15 protein-coding genes, 1 pseudogene and 1 riboswitch are annotated in these 17355 nt (G+C 68.3%); of the genes and pseudogenes, 12 read left to right on the top strand and 4 right to left on the bottom strand.

Annotated features, from left to right (window positions below; all coding sequences use genetic code 11):
- The first annotated feature begins 20 nt into the window (after positions 1-20).
- From NVV99_RS15515 to NVV99_RS15525, 3 genes are read left to right on the top strand one after another with little or no spacing between them, the layout of a single operon-like run.
- Complete coding sequence (locus NVV99_RS15515; protein ID WP_024101571.1) at positions 21-3272, top strand: error-prone DNA polymerase; 3252 nt, start codon at positions 21-23, stop codon at positions 3270-3272.
- A gap of 11 nt (positions 3273-3283) precedes the next feature.
- Positions 3284-4138 carry a DUF4349 domain-containing protein gene (locus NVV99_RS15520; RefSeq protein WP_024101570.1) on the top strand — a complete coding sequence of 285 codons (855 nt, stop codon included), beginning with the start codon at positions 3284-3286 and terminating at the stop codon, positions 4136-4138.
- Positions 4131-4439 (top strand): rhodanese-like domain-containing protein, encoded by a 309-nt coding sequence (locus NVV99_RS15525; RefSeq protein WP_024101569.1) that lies wholly within the window; start codon positions 4131-4133, stop codon positions 4437-4439. The genes NVV99_RS15520 and NVV99_RS15525 overlap by 8 nt, the downstream gene beginning before the upstream one ends.
- Here NVV99_RS15525 and NVV99_RS15530 read toward each other — a convergent pair.
- The gene (locus NVV99_RS15530; protein ID WP_024101568.1) at positions 4436-4900 is read right to left on the bottom strand and encodes a tRNA (cytidine(34)-2'-O)-methyltransferase; all 465 of its coding nucleotides are present in this window, start codon (positions 4898-4900) and stop codon (positions 4436-4438) included. The genes NVV99_RS15525 and NVV99_RS15530 overlap by 4 nt on opposite strands.
- Before the next feature lie 148 nt (positions 4901-5048).
- Here NVV99_RS15530 and NVV99_RS15535 point away from each other — a divergent pair, with 148 nt between their 5' ends.
- From NVV99_RS15535 to NVV99_RS15545, 3 genes and pseudogenes are all read left to right on the top strand, one after another.
- On the top strand, positions 5049-5768 hold the full coding sequence (locus NVV99_RS15535; RefSeq protein ID WP_080678476.1) for a DUF2510 domain-containing protein: 720 nt from the start codon (positions 5049-5051) through the stop codon (positions 5766-5768).
- A gap of 189 nt (positions 5769-5957) precedes the next feature.
- Positions 5958-6989: pseudogene (locus NVV99_RS15540) on the top strand (aldo/keto reductase).
- A gap of 149 nt (positions 6990-7138) precedes the next feature.
- On the top strand, positions 7139-7753 hold the full coding sequence (locus NVV99_RS15545; protein WP_024101565.1) for a maleylpyruvate isomerase N-terminal domain-containing protein: 615 nt from the start codon (positions 7139-7141) through the stop codon (positions 7751-7753).
- A gap of 10 nt (positions 7754-7763) precedes the next feature.
- Here NVV99_RS15545 and NVV99_RS15550 read toward each other — a convergent pair whose 3' ends face one another.
- The gene (locus NVV99_RS15550; RefSeq protein WP_051424838.1) at positions 7764-8978 is read right to left on the bottom strand and encodes a glycosyltransferase; all 1215 of its coding nucleotides are present in this window, start codon (positions 8976-8978) and stop codon (positions 7764-7766) included.
- Between the two features lie 119 nt (positions 8979-9097).
- On the opposite strand from NVV99_RS15550, the gene NVV99_RS15555 reads away from it, so the two are divergent.
- Genes NVV99_RS15555 through NVV99_RS15565 form a run of 3 tightly spaced genes read left to right on the top strand, consistent with a single transcriptional unit; the run spans position 9098 to position 11744 of the window.
- Positions 9098-10573, top strand: a complete 1476-nt coding sequence (locus NVV99_RS15555) for a wax ester/triacylglycerol synthase domain-containing protein (RefSeq protein ID WP_024101563.1) — start codon at positions 9098-9100, stop codon at positions 10571-10573.
- Positions 10574-10578: 5 nt separating this feature from the next.
- Positions 10579-11433: a bifunctional methylenetetrahydrofolate dehydrogenase/methenyltetrahydrofolate cyclohydrolase gene (locus NVV99_RS15560; protein ID WP_006550113.1), complete on the top strand. Its 855-nt coding sequence runs from the start codon at positions 10579-10581 to the stop codon at positions 11431-11433.
- Between the two features lie 26 nt (positions 11434-11459).
- Positions 11460-11744 (top strand): DUF3017 domain-containing protein, encoded by a 285-nt coding sequence (locus NVV99_RS15565; protein WP_024101562.1) that lies wholly within the window; start codon positions 11460-11462, stop codon positions 11742-11744.
- Here NVV99_RS15565 and NVV99_RS15570 read toward each other — a convergent pair.
- Positions 11741-12868 (bottom strand): homoserine O-acetyltransferase, encoded by a 1128-nt coding sequence (locus tag NVV99_RS15570; RefSeq protein WP_024101561.1) that lies wholly within the window; start codon positions 12866-12868, stop codon positions 11741-11743. The two genes, NVV99_RS15565 and NVV99_RS15570, sit on opposite strands and share 4 nt — an antisense overlap.
- Before the next feature lie 134 nt (positions 12869-13002).
- A riboswitch (SAM riboswitch) is annotated at positions 13003-13114 on the bottom strand.
- A 270-nt stretch (positions 13115-13384) separates the two neighbouring features.
- On the opposite strand from NVV99_RS15570, the gene NVV99_RS15575 reads away from it, so the two are divergent.
- Complete coding sequence (locus NVV99_RS15575) at positions 13385-14602, top strand: NADP-dependent isocitrate dehydrogenase (protein ID WP_006550117.1); 1218 nt, start codon at positions 13385-13387, stop codon at positions 14600-14602.
- Positions 14603-14746: 144 nt separating this feature from the next.
- Positions 14747-15961 (top strand): hypothetical protein, encoded by a 1215-nt coding sequence (locus NVV99_RS15580; protein WP_024101560.1) that lies wholly within the window; start codon positions 14747-14749, stop codon positions 15959-15961.
- On the opposite strand, the gene NVV99_RS15585 is transcribed toward NVV99_RS15580, so the two are convergent.
- On the bottom strand, positions 15904-16296 hold the full coding sequence (locus NVV99_RS15585) for a helix-turn-helix domain-containing protein (protein WP_080678475.1): 393 nt from the start codon (positions 16294-16296) through the stop codon (positions 15904-15906). The genes NVV99_RS15580 and NVV99_RS15585 overlap by 58 nt on opposite strands.
- Positions 16297-16513: 217 nt before the next feature.
- Between NVV99_RS15585 and NVV99_RS15590 the strand changes: the two genes are divergently transcribed.
- A complete protein-coding gene (locus NVV99_RS15590; protein WP_019288552.1) occupies positions 16514-17317 on the top strand; it encodes an exodeoxyribonuclease III in 804 nt (267 codons plus the stop codon).
- Positions 17318-17355: the final 38 nt, after the last annotated feature.

Consider the following 17355-nt stretch of genomic DNA (forward strand, 5'->3'; position numbering starts at 1 on the left):
CCGGTCGAGGAGGTGCCGGAGTGGGATGGGGAAACGGTCCGCCGACCTGGTCGGAGATGGAGCGCGTGCTCTCGGGACGACCCGGCACTTCCCGTCGCGATACCGAACATCCCGGCGACGGGAGCGACAGCCCGGCGTGGTCGCGCACCCGCGCCGAGTACGAGGCGCGGGTCCGACGTCCCGAGGGGCCGGTCGTGCCCTACGCCGAACTGCACACCCACTCCGCGTTCAGCTTCCTCGACGGTGCCTCCACGCCGGAGGAACTCGCCGAGGAGGCGGCACGACTCGGACTCGAGGCCCTCGCGGTGACCGACCACGACGGACTGTACGGAGCGGTGCGATTCGCCGAAGCCGCACGCGAACTCGACATCCGCACCGTCTTCGGAGCCGAGCTGGGCCTCGACGATGCGCACCTGCTCGTCCTCGCCCGCGGTCAGGAGGGCTATCGACGCCTGTCGCGGCAGATCGCCGACGCCCACCTCGCAGGAGGGGAGAAGAACAACCCGACGTACGACTACGACGCGCTCACCGACGCCGCCTGCGGGCACTGGCAGATCCTCACCGGTTGTCGTCGGGGGCACCTGCGACAAGCGTTCGACACGGGCGGGATCCCCGCCGCCGAAGCGGTATTGCTCGATCTCGTCGACCGGTTCGGTGCCGACCGCGTGACCGTCGAACTCACCCGTCACGGATATCCCGACGACCACGAACGCAACGCAGCCCTCTTCGAACTTGCCGGGCGACACGGAATTCCGTGCATCGCGAGCACGGCAGCGCACTTCGCGCACCCCCGTCGGCGACGCCTGGCAATGGCCGTGGCGGCGATCTCCGACCGGCAGAGCCTCGACGACGCCGTCGGCCGGATCCCGCCGACCGGAGGCGGACACCTGCGGTCGGGGGAGGAGATGGCGTGGCTGTTCGAGGCCTTTCCGGGTGTCGTGCACCGTGCCGCCGAACTCGGCCGTGAATGCGCCTTCGACCTGCGTCTCGTCGCCCCGAAACTGCCGCCCTTCGATGTTCCCGACGGGCACACCGAGTTCACCTGGCTGCGCGAACTCACCTACGACGGGGCGCATCGCCGCTACGGTCCGGTCGAGCGCCGCCCCGACGCCTATCGGCAGATCGAACACGAACTCGATGTCGTCGGCCGGCTGGGATTTCCGGGATACTTCCTCGTCGTCCACGACATCGTCGACTTCTGCAAGCGAAACGACATCCTGTGCCAGGGAAGAGGATCAGCCGCCAACTCGGCGGTCTGCTACGCGATCGGCATCACCAACGTCGATCCCGTCGGCAACAAGCTGCTGTTCGAACGCTTCCTGTCGCCCGAACGCGACGGCCCACCCGACATCGACCTCGACATCGAATCCGACCGGCGCGAGGAGGCGATCCAGTACGTCTACCGCAAGTACGGGCGGATCAATGCCGCGCAGGTCGCGAACGTCATCACCTACCGCGGTCGCTCCGCTGTCCGCGACATGGCCCGTGCCCTCGGATACTCGCAGGGACAGCAGGACGCGTGGAGCAAGCTCATCGGCCGGTGGGGTGGGGTGCGGGTCGAGACCGACGAACGGATCCCGGAGACGGTTCTCGATCTCGCCGAACAGATCGAAGGTCTCCCACGGCATCTCGGCATCCACTCGGGCGGAATGGTGATCTGCGACCGGGCCGTCGCCGACGTGTGCCCCGTCGAATGGGCGCGGATGGAAGGGCGCACCGTCCTGCAGTGGGACAAGGACGACTGTGCTGCAGCGGGTCTCGTGAAGTTCGATCTGCTCGGCCTCGGCATGCTCTCCGCGTTGCATTACATGATCGACCTCGTCGACGAACACGAAGGCGTCCGAGTCGACCTCGCACACCTCGATCTCTCCGAGCCGGGGGTCTACGAGATGTTGTGCCGCGCCGACTCGGTGGGGGTCTTCCAGGTGGAGTCGCGGGCGCAGATGGCCACTCTGCCGCGGTTGAAGCCGCGATGCTTCTACGATCTGGTCATCGAGGTGGCCATCATCCGGCCCGGCCCCATCCAGGGCGGTTCGGTGCACCCCTACATCCGGCGGCGCAACGGTCTCGAACCCGTCACCTACGACCATCCCTGCCTCGAGAAGGCCCTCGAACGCACCCTCGGCGTTCCGCTCTTCCAGGAGCAACTCATGCAGATGGCCGTCGACGCCGCGGGATTCACCGCGGCGGAGGCCGATCGATTACGTCGCGCCATGGGATCGAAACGCTCGACGGAGAAGATGGAACGTCTGCGCGGACGCCTCTATCAGGGCATGCGGGACCTGCACGGCATCACGGGGGACGTCGCCGACCGCATCTACGAGAAGCTCTACGCCTTCGCGAATTTCGGTTTTCCCGAGAGTCATTCGCAGAGCTTCGCCTCGCTGGTGTTCTATTCGGCATGGTTCAAACTGCACCATCCCGCAGCGTTCTGTGCGGGCCTGCTGCGTGCTCAGCCGATGGGTTTCTACTCGCCGCAATCGCTGGTCGCCGATGCCCGCCGTCATGGTGTGGTCGTCCACGGCCCCGACATCGCGGCGAGTCTCGCGCACGCCACCCTCGAGAACGAAGGGAAGGAGGTCCGGCTCGGCCTGGCCACGGTGCGGCACATCGGCGACGACCTCGCCGAACGCATCGTGACCGAACGCAGTGCCCACGGCCCGTACACCTCGCCCGCCGACCTCGCCGCCCGCGTCGGTCTCACCACCACGCAGGTCGAGGCGCTGGCCACCGCAGGAGCTTTCTCCTCGTTCGGCGTCACCCGCCGCGAAGCCCTCTGGGGTGTGGCGCCGGCCGCGGCACAACGCCCCGGGCGGCTCCCCGGGATCGGGACGGTGCCGACTCCGGCCCTGCCGGGGATGAGCGCTCTCGAACTCGCCGCCGCCGACGTCTGGGCCACGGGAATCTCGCCCGACAGCTATCCGACGCAGTTTCTGCGCGAGCGGCTCGACGAACTCGGGGTGATCCCGGCCGCGGAGTTGTGGCAGGTCCCCGACGGGACGCGCATCCTCGTCGGCGGGGCCGTGACACACCGGCAGCGACCTGCAACAGCCGCCGGTGTCACCTTCCTCAACCTCGAGGACGAGACCGGAATGGTGAACGTGGTGTGCTCGGTCGGTCTGTGGGCGCGCTACCGCACCGTGGCCCACACGGCTCCCGCCCTTCTCGTCCGCGGCCGGCTCCAGAACGCCGAGGGCGTGGTCACGCTCCTCGCCGACCATCTCGAAGCCATGGATCTGCGAATGCCGAGCAGATCACGCGACTTTCGCTAACATCGCCGGGTGTGAAACGCCTGTGGCCGGTCTCGTTGGCTCTGTTCGCTCTGGTCGTCACCGGCTGCGACGAGGGTGGTGGAGGCGAGGGCTCCTCGGCGTCCGCGCCTGCGATCTCGGCACCGGCGATCGTCGACGGCGGTCTCCACGAGTCGCAACCCGAAGAGGCCGACCGCAAGGAGGTCGTCACCGGCTACCTCGAGATGGATGCCGGCGATCCCGTGGCGACGGGCCGCCGGGTCGTGACGGTCGTCGAGGAAGCCGGTGGACGCGTCGACTCGCTCACCGAACAACCCGAGGCGAGCAGCGTGCTCACGGTGCGGGTGCCCGCCGACCGGCTCGACGAGGTCGTCGACGAGATCTGCACACTCGGCCGTGTCACCAGCCTGAGCACCACCCGCGACGACGTGACGATGCAGTACACCGACCTCGAAGCCCGGGTGGGTGCGTTGCGGGCCTCGGTGGACCGCCTGCGGGCACTGCTCGAGTCGTCGGCCGACGTCGAGGCGCTGATCGCTGCAGAGACCGCGCTGGCCGAACGACAGGCCGAACTCGACAGCCTCGAGGCGCAGCGACGGCAGCTGGGCGACCGGATCGAACTGTCCACGCTCACCGTCGACATCACCACCGACCGCCTTCCCTCCGAACAGGACAGTTTCTGGGACGGGCTGGTCGCAGGATGGAACAGCCTGTGGGCCGCGCTGGGGGCAGCGGTGGTCGGTATCGGCGCCGCGCTACCGTGGGTGGCGTTCCTGTTCGTGTGTGCAGGTGTCCTCTACCTGGTCATCCGGCTCATCACCCGACGGGGACGTTCGTCCGGAACCACCGGGACGCCCGATACCGAGAGGACCGACAGCGATGCGTGAGGTCGACCTGGCCGCACTCGAATCCGCGCTCACCGACGGGGCGACCGTCATCGACGTGCGTGAACGCGACGAATACGCCCAGGTGCGCGTACCCGGCGTCACGAACATCCCGCTCAGCGAGTTCGTCGCGCGGATCGACGAGATCCCCACCGAGGGCACCGTCTACGTCGTCTGCGCCGTGGGTGGCCGCAGCCTGCAGGCCGCGCAGTATCTCGCCGGTCGCGGTGTCGACGCCGTGTCCGTCGCGGGTGGCACCGACGGATGGGTCCGCTCGGGTCGTCCGGTGGAGAGCGGCGCCTAAACCCCTCCGGGGAAACCGTGCTGCCGCCACGCCTCGTAGCAGGCGACGGCTGCGGCGTTGGACAGATTCAGCGAACGCCGCCCGGGCAGCATGGGGATACGGATCTGCTCGGTGATGTGCGGGTCGGCGAGCACCTCTGGCGACAGCCCTGTCGGTTCGGGTCCGAACAGCAGCACGTCGCCGGCCCGGTACTCGATCTCCGCATAACTCGACGTGCCGTGCGCGGTGAACGCGAGTACCCGCTCGGGGACCAGCGCCGCCCACGCCGCCTCGAGGCTGCTGTGCACGGTGACCGACGCGAGATCGTGGTAGTCCAGGCCTGCGCGGCGCAGCTTCGGCTCGGACAGGTCGAAACCGAGGGGTTCCACCAGGTGCAGTTCCGCGCCGGTCGCGGCGACCATGCGTATGGCATTGCCGGTGTTGGGGGGAATGCGCGGCTCGTGGAACATCACTCTGAACACGATGCAGGTTAACAAGTCGGCACTGTGTGGCCCGGCTCGCACGCCCCGCCCACCCACCTGCCTCGGTGAGTTTTCCGAATCGGCGGTGTAACACACCGATCGGTACCGGCGACGTTCTGCGGAACGTATTCCTCAGAACGGATCGAGCATGAATCCTCCTCCTGCCGGTTGGCATCCCGACCCCTACGACCCGTCCATCGATCGCTACTGGGACGGTCAGCAGTGGACGAACCAGACCAGACCCAGGGGCAGCGGCGACCCCACTCAGGTGTTCGGGGCTGTCGGCCAGGGCGGCAATCCCCCTGCAGCAGGTGGGTCGAAGCGGCGCAAGTGGCCGTGGGCGCTCGGCGCCGGCCTCGTCGGACTCGTGGCGCTCGGCGCCGCTGTCGGTGACGAGGAACCGAAGACGGAAACCTCCTCGGTGGTGTCCACGACGAGCAGTTCGGTGGCTCCGACCACGACGACGGCGAAGCCCGCCACGACCACGCCCCGGACGACGACACCGGCGCCCACCACGACCTCCGACTCGCCTGCTGTGGTGCCGTTGGTTCCCCAGGTCGGAACGACCGTCGTGGAAACGACGACGGAGTACACCCCGCTGCCCGCTCCCGCCTACACCCCGCCGGCGACGACGGAGTACACGTCGCCGCCGGTGATGGAGCACACGCCGCCGCCGGTGACGCAGTACACGCCGCCGCCTGCTCCTGCGTACACGCCGCCGCCGGCTCCTGCTCAGCAATCGGGCGGCACTGTGCACGGCGGCTCGTTCTGTTCCACCCCGGGTGCCACCGGGGTCACGACCAAGGGGACTCCCATGGTGTGTGCTCCCGGCAAGGATGGTCGGGACCGTTGGCAGTCACCGAATTAGAACCACCACCTGCCGATGTTTGCCACCGGCGCTGAGGCAGGCGCATTGTGCGCAACGTGAGCGGAACCGGTGACAGGCCGGCAGCGCCCGTGGTCGAGTGTCGAACGGATATGTCGCCCGCCGAATCCCTCGGCGGGCGACGTACCCATGGACCCGAATTCCGCTGGAACCGAAGGCGAACCCCGCCCGATGTCGCACGGCACCGTCGAAACCCCATACACCGCAGCCGAGAATCGTTACGAGACGATTCCCTACCGGCGCTCGGGGCGGTCCGGGCTCGACCTGTCGGCCTTCTCGTTCGGCCTGTGGCAGAAATTCGGCACCGACTACCCGTTCGAGACGCAGCGGGAGATCATCCTCCACGCCTTCGACCTCGGAATCACCCACTTCGACAACGCCGACCGGTACGGTCCGCCGCACCGCGCCGCGCAGAAGAACTTCGGCCGCATCCTCGGCAGGGACCTCGCGCCCTACCGGGACGAAATCATCCTGTCGACGAAGGCCGGCAACCCGATCGGTCCCGGTCCCTACCAGAAGGGCGGGTCGCGCAAGTCGCTGCTGGGCTCGCTCGAGCACAGCCTGCGTGACCTCGGCACCGACTACGTCGACATCTTCTACAGCCACAGTCCCGACCTGACGGCCCCGCTCGAGGAGACCGTCGGGGCACTCGTCTCCGCCGTCGAGTAGGGGAAGGCGCTCTACGTCGGCATCTCGAACTACCAACCCGATCGTGCGCACGAAGCCGCGACACTTCTGCGGGAAGCCGGCGCCCCACGGCTCGTCCACCAGCCGCGCTACTCGATCTTCGACCGCAGCATCGAGCAGAACGGTCTGCTCGACGCGGCCGAGCAGGACGGCTTCGGACTCGTCGTGTATTCGCCGCTCGCACAGGGACTTCTGACGGACAAGTATCTCGAGACCATCCCGGACGGTGCGCGAGCGGTAAACAGTGCGTTCCTCTCCCCGGACGTGATCGACGAGACCTACCGGCAGCGCGTCACCGAACTCGACAAGCTCGCCCGGTCGCGTGGGCAGTCGCTGGCCCAGCGGGCACTGCAGTGGGTGCTCCGGCAGCCCGCCGCGACCTCGGCGCTCGTCGGCGCGAGCTCGACCTGGCAGCTCGACCACAACGTCGAGACACTGAGCTTCCCGCCGCTCACCGACGACGAGCTCGCGGTCATCGACGAGTACGGTGTCCACGGCACCGGCCTCGGTCTCTGACATGACCGCCATCCGGCTCTACGAGAAGCTGGGATTCACGTTGCGCGAGCGATCCGTGCCGACCCGCGTGCGCACACCGACGGTGTAGCCGGGAGACGCGTGCTTTCATTCTCGTGTCGGGTTCGATCCGGTCGGCCGCGGGAGATGTCATGGAATCGCCGATAGCGACGTATGTCTCGGCGGTACGCAGCTTCGCGGAGTTGGTCCGTGCCGTGCCGGAGGGCCGCTGGGACGGTCCGGGCCTGGGTGAGTGGGACCTCCGAGCACTGATCGGACACACCTCACGCTCGTTGACGACCGTCATGACCTATCTCGACAGTCCTGCCGACACCGAGGACCTCGCGAGCGCGGAGCAGTACTACGTCCACGTCAAGGAACTGACCTCGGTCCTCGGCGCGGAGGACATCGTCGAACGTGGACGGCGTGCCGGTGCCGACCTCGGTGACGACCCGGTGGCGACGATCGGTGCCCTGTCGGCTGCGGTGATCGAGCGGCTCGGTACCGGGGAGGATCGTCTGATCCGGGTGATCGGAGGATCGGGGATCCGGCTGCATTCCTACCTCCCGACACGCACCTTCGAACTCGCCGTCCACGGTCTCGACATCGCCGACGCCGCGGATGTTCCCTACGAACCTCCCGCCGAGGTTCTCGAGCAGTCCGCCCTGTTGGCGGCGAGAATCGCTCTGGCACTCGGCGACGGCACGACCGTGCTGCGGGCATTGACCGGTCGGATGGCGTTGCCGAACGGCTATTCCGTCGTGTGAGCGGAGAGGTTCAGCGCAGCCGGGACCGGAACATCCGATCCTCGAGCAGCGCGAGCACGGATGCCGGGGGAGGCAATCGTGAGATCTCGTCGCGCAATTGCTCGGCCCCGCGGCGGAGAGAACGCGAGGACAGCGCGTCGAGGGTGATCCCTCCGATCTTTGCCGAGGTTACGGTGACGGGATCGACCGTGGTCCCTGCGCCCAGCGCGACCAGCCGTCGGGCGTTGAGTTCCTGGTCCGCGCCCATCGGAAGCGCGACGACCGGAACGCCGTGGGTGAGCGCACCGATGACGCTGCCCGATCCGCCGTGGTTTACGACGACATCGACGTGCGGGAGCACGGCCGACTGGGGCACGAACCGCTCGATGCGGACGTTGCCGCCCGGTGACGGCAGGGTGGCCGGGTCGATGTCCCGGCCGACGGTGACGAGCACGCGCGCAGGTAGTCGGTGCAGCCCCCGGAGGAGACGGACGATGAGATCACCGGACTCGGTGTTGAAGACGGTACCCAGCGTGACGTACACGCGGTGGGGCTTCTCGCCGCTACGAAGCCAGTCGATCGCAGGGTGTTCGCGGGATGCGAGCGACGGGCCCGGCCCTGTCGAGACGGCTGTGGGAGGCAACGGGACATCAGGATCACGGAACGACGGTGGGAATGGTGAGATGACCAAATCCTGTGTCAGGAAAGAGCACTCGTGATCGGAAGGGAGGTCGTGGGCGGCCCGTAGTCGTCCCAGTGGCTCACGGATGCGGTCGATCCGGGTGAGTGCTCCGGACGCGATGACGGCGACCACCACGCGGGGAACGGCGGCGTGCTCGGCCGCCGTCATCGCACCGAAGTCCATCTCGTCGCAGATCACCAGATCCGGATGCCAGCGGTCGATGACATCGCGGACCAGGTCGAATCGTCGCGCCGCGAGCACACCGGCGAAGTGGGTGCCGATCACCGAGTACTCGTGGTCGAGGTCGGGAGGAGCGAGCGTGCCCGTGGACCGACCGGAAGGAGATGTCGTCTCCCCCTCGGGGAAGTGTGCGTCGAAGCCTTCGGTGCCTGCGAGGACGTCCGCCTCCCCGTACACGCCGAGACGGTGGCCGGCCCCGCGCAGGACGTCGGCGATCGGGAGCATCGGTGCGAGATGGCCGAGGCCGCCTGCGAACGAGAACAGGACGCGACGCACGGCCCGGCCTTGTGTACTGCCGGTCGTCGATCCGACTCGGTGCGCCATGGCCGAATTACACCGCTCCGCGCTCGTGTACGCGAATCGTCGACCGGGTGTGGCCCCGAGCGGTAACTGGTTCAATCGAGAGGCACGAGCAGCGGGCGACCCGGGAGAGAACCATCGCGATGACACGCCGACGCGGGATCAGACTGGCCGCGCGGGACGCGCTCCACGTCTTCGTGGGGGACACCGACCCCGAAGCTCCGCCGTCGACCATGGTGAGCTTCTACGTGTTCGACGCCCGGGGAGGCGAGGCCCCCATCCGCACACGTGGGGACGCCGTCACCTGGATCGGGGAGCGCCTGCATCGCACACCGGCGCTCACCCGACGCCTGCACCGCGTGCCGGCGAACCTCGACTTCCCGTACTGGGTCGAGACCGGCGTCGATCCGGACGATCACGTCCGGTACGAGACGATCGGACCGACCTCGCGCAGCGGGTTGCATCGACTGCTCGCGTCGATGAAGGAACGCTGCCTCGATCTGTCCGCACCGCCGTGGGAAGTGCACGTCCTGACCGACATCCGCGGTGTCGAGGACCTTCCCGAGGGCGCCACCATCGTCGCGTTGCTCCTGCACCACTCGGTGACCGACGGGCTCGGAGCCGTCGAGATCGCTCGTGCACTGCTCGACGATCCGGCTGCCGCCCCTTCGACGGGAGGACGCGTCGTCGCCGTGCCGGGACCGGTCCGCGCGGCGGTCTCGCTGCCCTTCCGGTACGCGAGGATGCTCCCGGCTCTGGTCGCAGCACGTCGCGCTCGACGAGCACTGGGTGGTCTCACCGCATCGGGGGAGATCACCGCCCCCCGGCCGCAGCGTCCCCGCACCCGCTTCGACACCGACGCCGGCAGCGCCTGGCAGCTCGGCGTCGTCCGTATGCCGTTGCCGGAGGTGCGTGCCGTCGCGCGCGCCACGGATACCTCGGTGAACGACGTGATCCTGACGGTCGTCTCGGGCGGACTACGCGCCTACCTCGCGTCCTACGAGGAAATTCCCGCCGATTCACCGGCGGCGATCGTTCCGGGATCCCTCCGGGACGGAGCGGGAGCGGAGTCGGAGAACAAGGTCACGCTCATGTATGTCGACCTGCACCTCGATCGGGCTGATCCGCGCGAGCGACTCCGCCGAGTCCACGAGTCGGCCGCTCTCGAGAAACAGCGCATCCGGCGTCCGGAGTCGGCTGCCTCCGTTGCGGCGGTGGATGCATCGCCCGCGTTCGACCTGGCGATGACGATCCGGAGAGCGCACCGCGGGCGGGTGGGGCCCACGGGAGACGTGGTGCCGCTGGCCAACACCACCGTGACGAATGTGCCGCGCGGGCCGGTCGAGGGCCTCCGATTCGGTGGCAGTCCCGCCGTCGAGGCGATCGGTACTCCGATGCTCAACCGGAACTACGGTCTCGTCCACTCCGTGACCTCGCTCGGCGAGGTTCTCACCTTGTCCTTTCTGGCCTCGGACTCTTGCATGCCCGACCCCGAGCAGTACGAGCGGCACCTCGCCGAAGCCTTCGCGGAACTATCCCGGGACTGCCTGCCTCCCGGCGCGCGGACGGTTTCCGGTACCGGCCGCGATTCGACGCCGGACGGGCGCCTGGAAGAATGAACGACGTGACTGCGACGATCCTGGACGGCAAAGCAACCCGCGACGAAATCTTCGAGGACCTGAAGGTCCGCGTGGATGCGCTGAAGGCCAAGGGCGTCACGCCCGGTCTCGGCACGATCCTCGTCGGCGACGATCCGGGATCCGCGGCCTATGTGCGCGGTAAGCACAACGACTGCGCGAAGGTCGGCATCACGTCGATCCGCAAGGATCTGCCCGCCGACATCACCCAGGAACAGCTGTTCGAGGCGATCGACGAGCTCAACGCCGACCCTGCCTGCACCGGCTACATAGTCCAGCTCCCGCTGCCGAAGCATCTCGACGAGAACGCGGCGCTCGAGCGCATGGATCCGGGCAAGGACGCCGACGGATTGCACCCGGTCAACCTCGGCCGGCTCGTGCTCGGCAAGGAGGCTCCGCTGCCCTGCACGCCGCGCGGCATCATCCACCTGCTGCGCCGCTACGACGTGGAGATCGCCGGCGCGCACGTGGTGGTGGTCGGTCGTGGCGTCACCGTCGGCCGCCCGATCGGTCTGCTGCTGACCCGTCGTTCGGAGAACGCGACGGTCACCCTCTGCCACACCGGCACTCGTGATCTCGCTGCAGAGGTGCGTCGCGCCGACATCATCGTCGCCGCCGCAGGTGTTCCCGGGCTGGTGACGGCGGACATGGTCAAGCCCGGCGCCGCTGTGCTGGACGTGGGTGTCTCCCGCACCGAGGACGGACTGCGCGGCGACGTCGCCGCGGACGTGCGCGAGGTCGCGGGCTTCGTGTCCCCGAACCCCGGTGGCGTTGGACCGCTCACCCGCGCCTTCCTGCTGACCAACGTCGTGGAGCGGGCCGAGCTGCTCGCGACCCGATAAGCGGGTCGACGACCCCGGGAGACGAGATGGCTCGGGCTATGCGATTCACGCGTCTGAACCTGCCGCTGCTCGCGGTCACCCTGGTGATCGCGGCAGCGGTGATCTTGGTGATCGCCGATCGGTGGCGACGCGGAGCGTTCGTCTTCGGCGGCGCCACCATCCTCGCCGGCCTGTTCCGCTGGGCTCTCGACGAGGACAAGGTCGGTGTCCTCGCGGTACGCGGCAAGGCGTTCGACGTCGCCTCGATGATGGTCGTCGGCGGAATCGTGGTGGCGCTCGCCGCGTCGATCGACCCGCTGGGAACCGACTAGCCCTCGGCGAGCTTCATCAGTTCGACGAGGAGCTTCGCGACCTCGTCGGCCTCGGTGAGGAATCCGTCGTGTCCGTCGCGGGAGACGAGCACACGCAGGTCGCCCGATCCCGGGAGCAGATCGGCGATCTCCTGCTGCAGGCGCAGCGGGTACAGGCGGTCGGAGTCGACGCCGGCGACGATCGTCGGGACCGGGGTGGACGCGAGTGCGGCCTCGACGCCGCCGCGTCCGCGCCCGACGTCGTGCCGGTTCATCACGTCGGACAACACCACGTAGGTACCGGGATCGAAACGCGCGACGAGCTTGCGCGCCTGGTGCTCGAGATAGCTCTGCACGGCGTACCGGCCGCCGCGCCACGGGTCCTCGTCGTCCTGGGGTAGATTCCCGAAGCGCGTGTCGAGTTCGAGTTCGGTCCGGTAGGTGAGGTGCGCGATGGTCCGGGCGATGGCGAGTCCGGCTTCGGGACGCCGCCCCGTGCCGTAGTAGTCGCCGCCCTGCCAGTCGGGGTCGGCCGTGATGGCAGCCATCTGCGCGGTCTGGGTGCCGATCTGGTCGGCGGTCGCGCGGGCACCGGTGGCGAGGACGAGCGACGCTCGCACCCGCTCCGGGTACGCGATGATCCACTCGAGGGTGCGCATGCCACCCATCGATCCGCCGGTCACGGCGGCGAGGACGTCGATGCCGAGCCTGTCGAGCAGCGCCACCTCGGCCGCCACCTGGTCGCGCACGGTGATCAGCGGGAAGCGGGATCCCCAGGCCTTGCCGTCGGGTGCGGTGCTGCCGGGGCCGGTGGTGCCGCGGCACCCGCCGAGAATGTTCGTCGAAACCACGCACCAGCGGTCGGTGTCGATCGGAGCACCGGGGCCGACCATGCCCGACCACCAGCCGGGGGACGGATGGTCCGGTCCGGCGGGGCCGGTGACGTGCGAGTCGCCGGTGAGGGCGTGTTCGACGAGCACCACGTTGTCGCGGGCGGGGGACAGTTCGCCCCACCTCTGCACGGCGACGGTGACGTTCGGCAGCGTCTCGCCGCTCTCGAGCGCGAGATCGCCGATGTCGATGGTGTCGAGGCGTCCGTCTGCCGGGGGCAGTTCGACGCGACGCCGCTCGGTGCCCGCCGTCAAGAGATGACCGCCTCGAGGCTCGCGGTGGGCTGGCAGCGCCGGCTGCGGATGTCGGTCATCGTGTCCTTCCGGCGGTGATGGGAGGTGTGATCGTGGCTTGCGTGCGACAACACATCATCATCTCAGTCCTCCCGACAACAGGCTTGTCGGTGGGGTTCCACCGACCGTGTCATCACCCGGAGCACCCCACCCCGGTCGGAGGGTTGCCGGCCAGCAAGCCGGGGCTTGACGCTGGCACTCATGACTTTCCCGGCAGTCTAGCGACTCTCCGTTGCAGGGTCTTTATGCACCCTCTGAACATCCCTGACCAGCAGGAAAGTTACCGGTCGGTAGGGCGTGAGGGTGGGACGAGGCGCTTTGCGGTCGTCGGCAATAGCAGTACGCTTGTCATGTTTGGCCGCGGTTCAGGACGTGGACACGGCCATGCTCGCTGCTCGCGAGCCGACGGCGACCGCACCCACAAAGTGCGGTCGATTGGGGACCTACAGAAACGTCCTAGGAGGACACGAAACGCATATGTCCAAGATCAAGGTTGAAGGTAAGGTCGTCGAGCTCGACGGCGACGAGATGACCCGCATCATCTGGCAGTTCATCAAGGACAAGCTGATCCACCCGTACCTGGACGTGGATCTCGAGTACTACGACCTCGGCGTGGAGAACCGCGACGCCACCGACGACCAGGTGACGGTCGATGCGGCGAACGCCATCAAGAAGCACAACGTCGGCGTCAAGTGCGCCACCATCACCCCCGACGAAGCGCGTGTCGAGGAGTTCGGCCTGAAGAAGATGTGGCGGTCGCCCAACGGCACCATCCGTAACATCCTCGGCGGCACCATCTTCCGCGCGCCCATCATCATCTCGAACGTGCCGCGTCTGGTGCCGGGCTGGACCAAGCCCGTCATCGTCGGCCGTCACGCGTTCGGCGATCAGTACCGCGCCACCGACTTCAAGGTCGACCGCCCGGGCACCGTCACCATCACCTTCACGCCCGAGGACGGCAGCGAGCCGATCCAGCACGAGGTCTGCCAGATCCCCGAGGACGGCGGCGTCGTGATGGGTATGTACAACTACAAGAAGTCCATCCAGGACTTCGCGCGCGCCTCGCTCTCGTACGGCCTGCAGCGCAACTACCCGGTCTACCTGTCGACCAAGAACACGATCCTGAAGGCCTACGACGGCATGTTCAAGGACGAGTTCCAGCGGATCTACGAGGAAGAGTTCAAGGCGGAGTTCGACGCCGCCGGTCTCACCTACGAGCACCGCCTCATCGACGACATGGTCGCATCGTCCCTCAAGTGGGAGGGCGGCTACGTCTGGGCCTGCAAGAACTACGACGGCGACGTCCAGTCCGACACCGTCGCGCAGGGCTACGGCTCGCTGGGGCTGATGACCTCCGTCCTGATGACCCCGGATGGCAAGACCGTCGAGGCGGAGGCCGCACACGGCACCGTCACCCGGCACTACCGTCAGCACCAGCAGGGCAAGCCGACGTCGACCAACCCGATCGCGTCGATCTTCGCCTGGACCCGTGGCCTCGAGCACCGCGGCAAGCTGGACAACACCCCCGAGGTCATCGAGTTCGCGCAGCAGCTCGAGGACGTCGTCATCAAGACCGTCGAAGCCGGTCAGATGACCAAGGACCTCGCCCTGCTCGTCGGCCCCGAGCAGGGCTGGCTGACCACCGAGGAGTTCCTCGCAGCACTCGACGAGAACCTGCAGAAGGCTCGCGCCTGATCTTCCGCTCCGTTCTCGACAGCACGTACACGGGACGCCCCAATCGGGCGTCCCGTGTCGTGTTCCCGAGCACTCCCGGCACCGGCTACCGTTTCGTGTACCACTGTCAGTCGCATCACCGTAGGGCTCGGGAGGAGGACGGCCGTGACCACCACTGCCACCGACTCCGAAGCCCGCGGCGGAGCGCACGCCCGCCGGCGGTTCTGGACCCGGGTATGGATGCTGATGTTCGGCTCGGCGCTGGCCTACCTGCCCGTCGCGCTCGCGCCGAATCTGATCCACGCGATCGCCCGCCGCACCGACGAACTGGCCTACGACCGGTCCACGCCGGTGCGCAGCGGCGTGCTCACCACCCTCACGATGGGTGAGGCCGCCGCCGTCCTCGGGGTGCTCGCCGCCCTCGTCATCGCGCTCAATCTCATCGCGTGGTCGCTCGGACCGGTCATCGCCGCCGAGGGTTCGTCCCGATCGACCGAGGCGTTGCGCCTCGAGCACCTCGAACTGTGCGGGTCGGTGTTCGGTGTCGGAGCGACGATGACCTTCGTCGCAGCGCTGCTCGACGGTCTCCCGCACTCCGTGGATCTGGCGGCGCTGCTGCTGTTCCCGGCGGTCTTCGTGATCGTGGTACTCAGCCAGGACCTGTTCCTCGCGACCCAACGCGGCGTCGGTGCCCGCCGTCGTCTGCGCCGGGAGGCGTCGCTGCTGCGCCGACGTGAACTGCTCGCCACGGCGGCGAGGCTGCGACCGGGCGACCCGCGGGTCGCCGGCCACCCCTTCGCGGCGCTCGCCGTCGAACTCGCGGTCCTGGCCGTCGTCACGGTGGTGACGGGGCTCCTCATGATCGTGGTGTTCGACGACGAGTCGGGCTCCGGGCCCTTCCTGGATTCCTCGGACATGGTCTTCGTGGTGGTCACGTCCGCGATCACGATGTTCACGGCCGTCGTCCTCGTGCTGTGGACGGTCCGCTGCTGGTTGCTCCGCCGATACGTCGGCGCGGTCCTGGCCGCGGCGTTGGGTGGCACCCTCTACGTCGTGGTCGGTGCGGGAATCGTGTGGGCGGCGCTCGACGAGGACGCCGTCGCCGAGGCGATCGCCTCCGCCGCCGTCCTGTACGCCTGGATAGTCCTGCCGGCCGCCGTCCTGCTCCTCGGCACCGTCGGGGTGGGCCGTCGGGGTCGCTTCCCGGGTGTCACCGCCGCCCTGCGCGCCGCGGTGCTGCGCGAGCGGTACCGGGTGCGGCGCGGCGAGCTCGACGGTGGTCGGAGGAACGGTCGAGCGGAGGGTTCCGTCCCGCCGCTCCGTCATCTGATCGTGCGGGCGCGCACCGTCGCCCGTGTCGCTCCGGCGGACCGGACATGACGACGGGGACGTCCTCCTCGGAGGACGGCCCCGTCGATCCACTCGTCTACCGGTGCGCGCCCACCGGATCGCGGTGCGGAGCGCGCTGCCGCTCCGTCTGCTCGGTCAGCAGGTGGCCGAACAGACCCCCGGCGCGCAGCCATTCCCACTCGAGGGGAATGTCGATCCGGGAGCGGCCAGTCCACCACCGTCGACTTGGGGAGCCCGGTGATCCCGACGAGTTCGCGCAGCGTCCGGATCGGGTGCTCGGCGTCGAATGCGTTGAGCAGATCGAACGCGCGGGCGACGCTCCGCACGCCGCCGTCGGCTCCGGCGACCGTCGATGCCTGTGTCATGCGAGTCACTCCAGGCCCACAGAACGGTTCGAACAATCCGCAGAATGGAACACATGAGTGTTTCCCCAGGAATACTCTCGGGACGTTCCGCTGAATGAGAGAAATTGGTGAATGTGTTCCGTCTTGTGGAACTCGCGGTCGTGGGGTGAGCCACTCTCACGGCAGGCTCCTTCCACGGTGGAGCAGCGGCATCGTCGGCGTCGGCTACGGTGACCCGGTGCCTCTCGTGATCACCACCGTGAACGTCAACGGCGTGCGCGCAGCCGCAGCCAAGGGTCTCGTCGACTGGCTCGCCTCGTCGGCCGCCGACATCGTGTGCCTGCAGGAGGTGCGGGCCACCGAGAAGCAGTTCCACGCCGCGATCGCCCCGGCGCTGGAGGCCGGATGGCACTGTGTCGGCGCGGAGTCCTCGGCCAAGGGCCGCGCCGGGGTGGCGATCCTCTCGCGTGTCCCGGCGGACGCCGTCCGCGTCGGATTCGACGTCGACGAGTTCGCCTCGGCCGGCCGCTACATCGAGGCCGACTTCGGCGACGTGACGGTGGGAAGCCTCTACCTGCCGACCGGTGAAGCACAGACGCCGAAGCAGGACGAGAAGGAACACTTCATGAAGAGCTTCGCGACCTACCTCGCCGAACGGTACGCCGCGGTGACGGCCGCAGGTCGCGACATGGTGGTGTGCGGCGACTGGAACATCGCCCCTACCGAGCGGGACATCAAGAACTGGAAGGGCAACGTCAAGAAGTCCGGCTTCCTGCCCGAGGAGCGCGCGTGGGTCGGCGACCTCCTCGAGACCGGCTGGCGCGACGTGGTGCGTGACCTCCACGGCGACGTCGCGGGCCCCTATTCGTGGTGGTCGTACCGCGGCAAGGCATTCGACACCGACGCAGGCTGGCGCATCGACTACCACCTCGTGACCCCGGGCCTGGCGGCCCGCGCGAGCGAGGCCCGCGTCGAACGCGCAGCGAGCTACGACCAGCGCTGGTCCGACCATGCACCGGTGACCGTGACCTTCGATCGCTGACCGCTTCTGCGGATCGGCGCAGAAGTGCCCACCTCGGT

It is taken from the genome of Rhodococcus sp. PAE-6 (assembly GCF_025290685.1).
In the GTDB taxonomy this organism is placed as follows: Bacteria; Actinomycetota; Actinomycetes; order Mycobacteriales; family Mycobacteriaceae; genus Rhodococcus; species Rhodococcus pyridinivorans.

Excerpts from the sequence above, each read along its gene's own strand:
- NVV99_RS15525 (WP_024101569.1), top strand. The coding sequence starts at position 4,131 with ATGCGTGAGGTCGACCTGGCCGCACTCGAATCCGCGCTCACCGACGGG.
- NVV99_RS15535 (WP_080678476.1), top strand. The coding sequence starts at position 5,049 with ATGAATCCTCCTCCTGCCGGTTGGCATCCCGACCCCTACGACCCGTCC.
- NVV99_RS15545 (WP_024101565.1), top strand. The coding sequence starts at position 7,139 with ATGGAATCGCCGATAGCGACGTATGTCTCGGCGGTACGCAGCTTCGCG.
- NVV99_RS15550 (WP_051424838.1), bottom strand. The coding sequence starts at position 8,978 with ATGGCGCACCGAGTCGGATCGACGACCGGCAGTACACAAGGCCGGGCC.
- NVV99_RS15555 (WP_024101563.1), top strand. The coding sequence starts at position 9,098 with ATGACACGCCGACGCGGGATCAGACTGGCCGCGCGGGACGCGCTCCAC.
- NVV99_RS15565 (WP_024101562.1), top strand. The coding sequence starts at position 11,460 with ATGGCTCGGGCTATGCGATTCACGCGTCTGAACCTGCCGCTGCTCGCG.
- NVV99_RS15575 (WP_006550117.1), top strand. The coding sequence starts at position 13,385 with ATGTCCAAGATCAAGGTTGAAGGTAAGGTCGTCGAGCTCGACGGCGAC.
- NVV99_RS15585 (WP_080678475.1), bottom strand. The coding sequence starts at position 16,296 with ATGACACAGGCATCGACGGTCGCCGGAGCCGACGGCGGCGTGCGGAGC.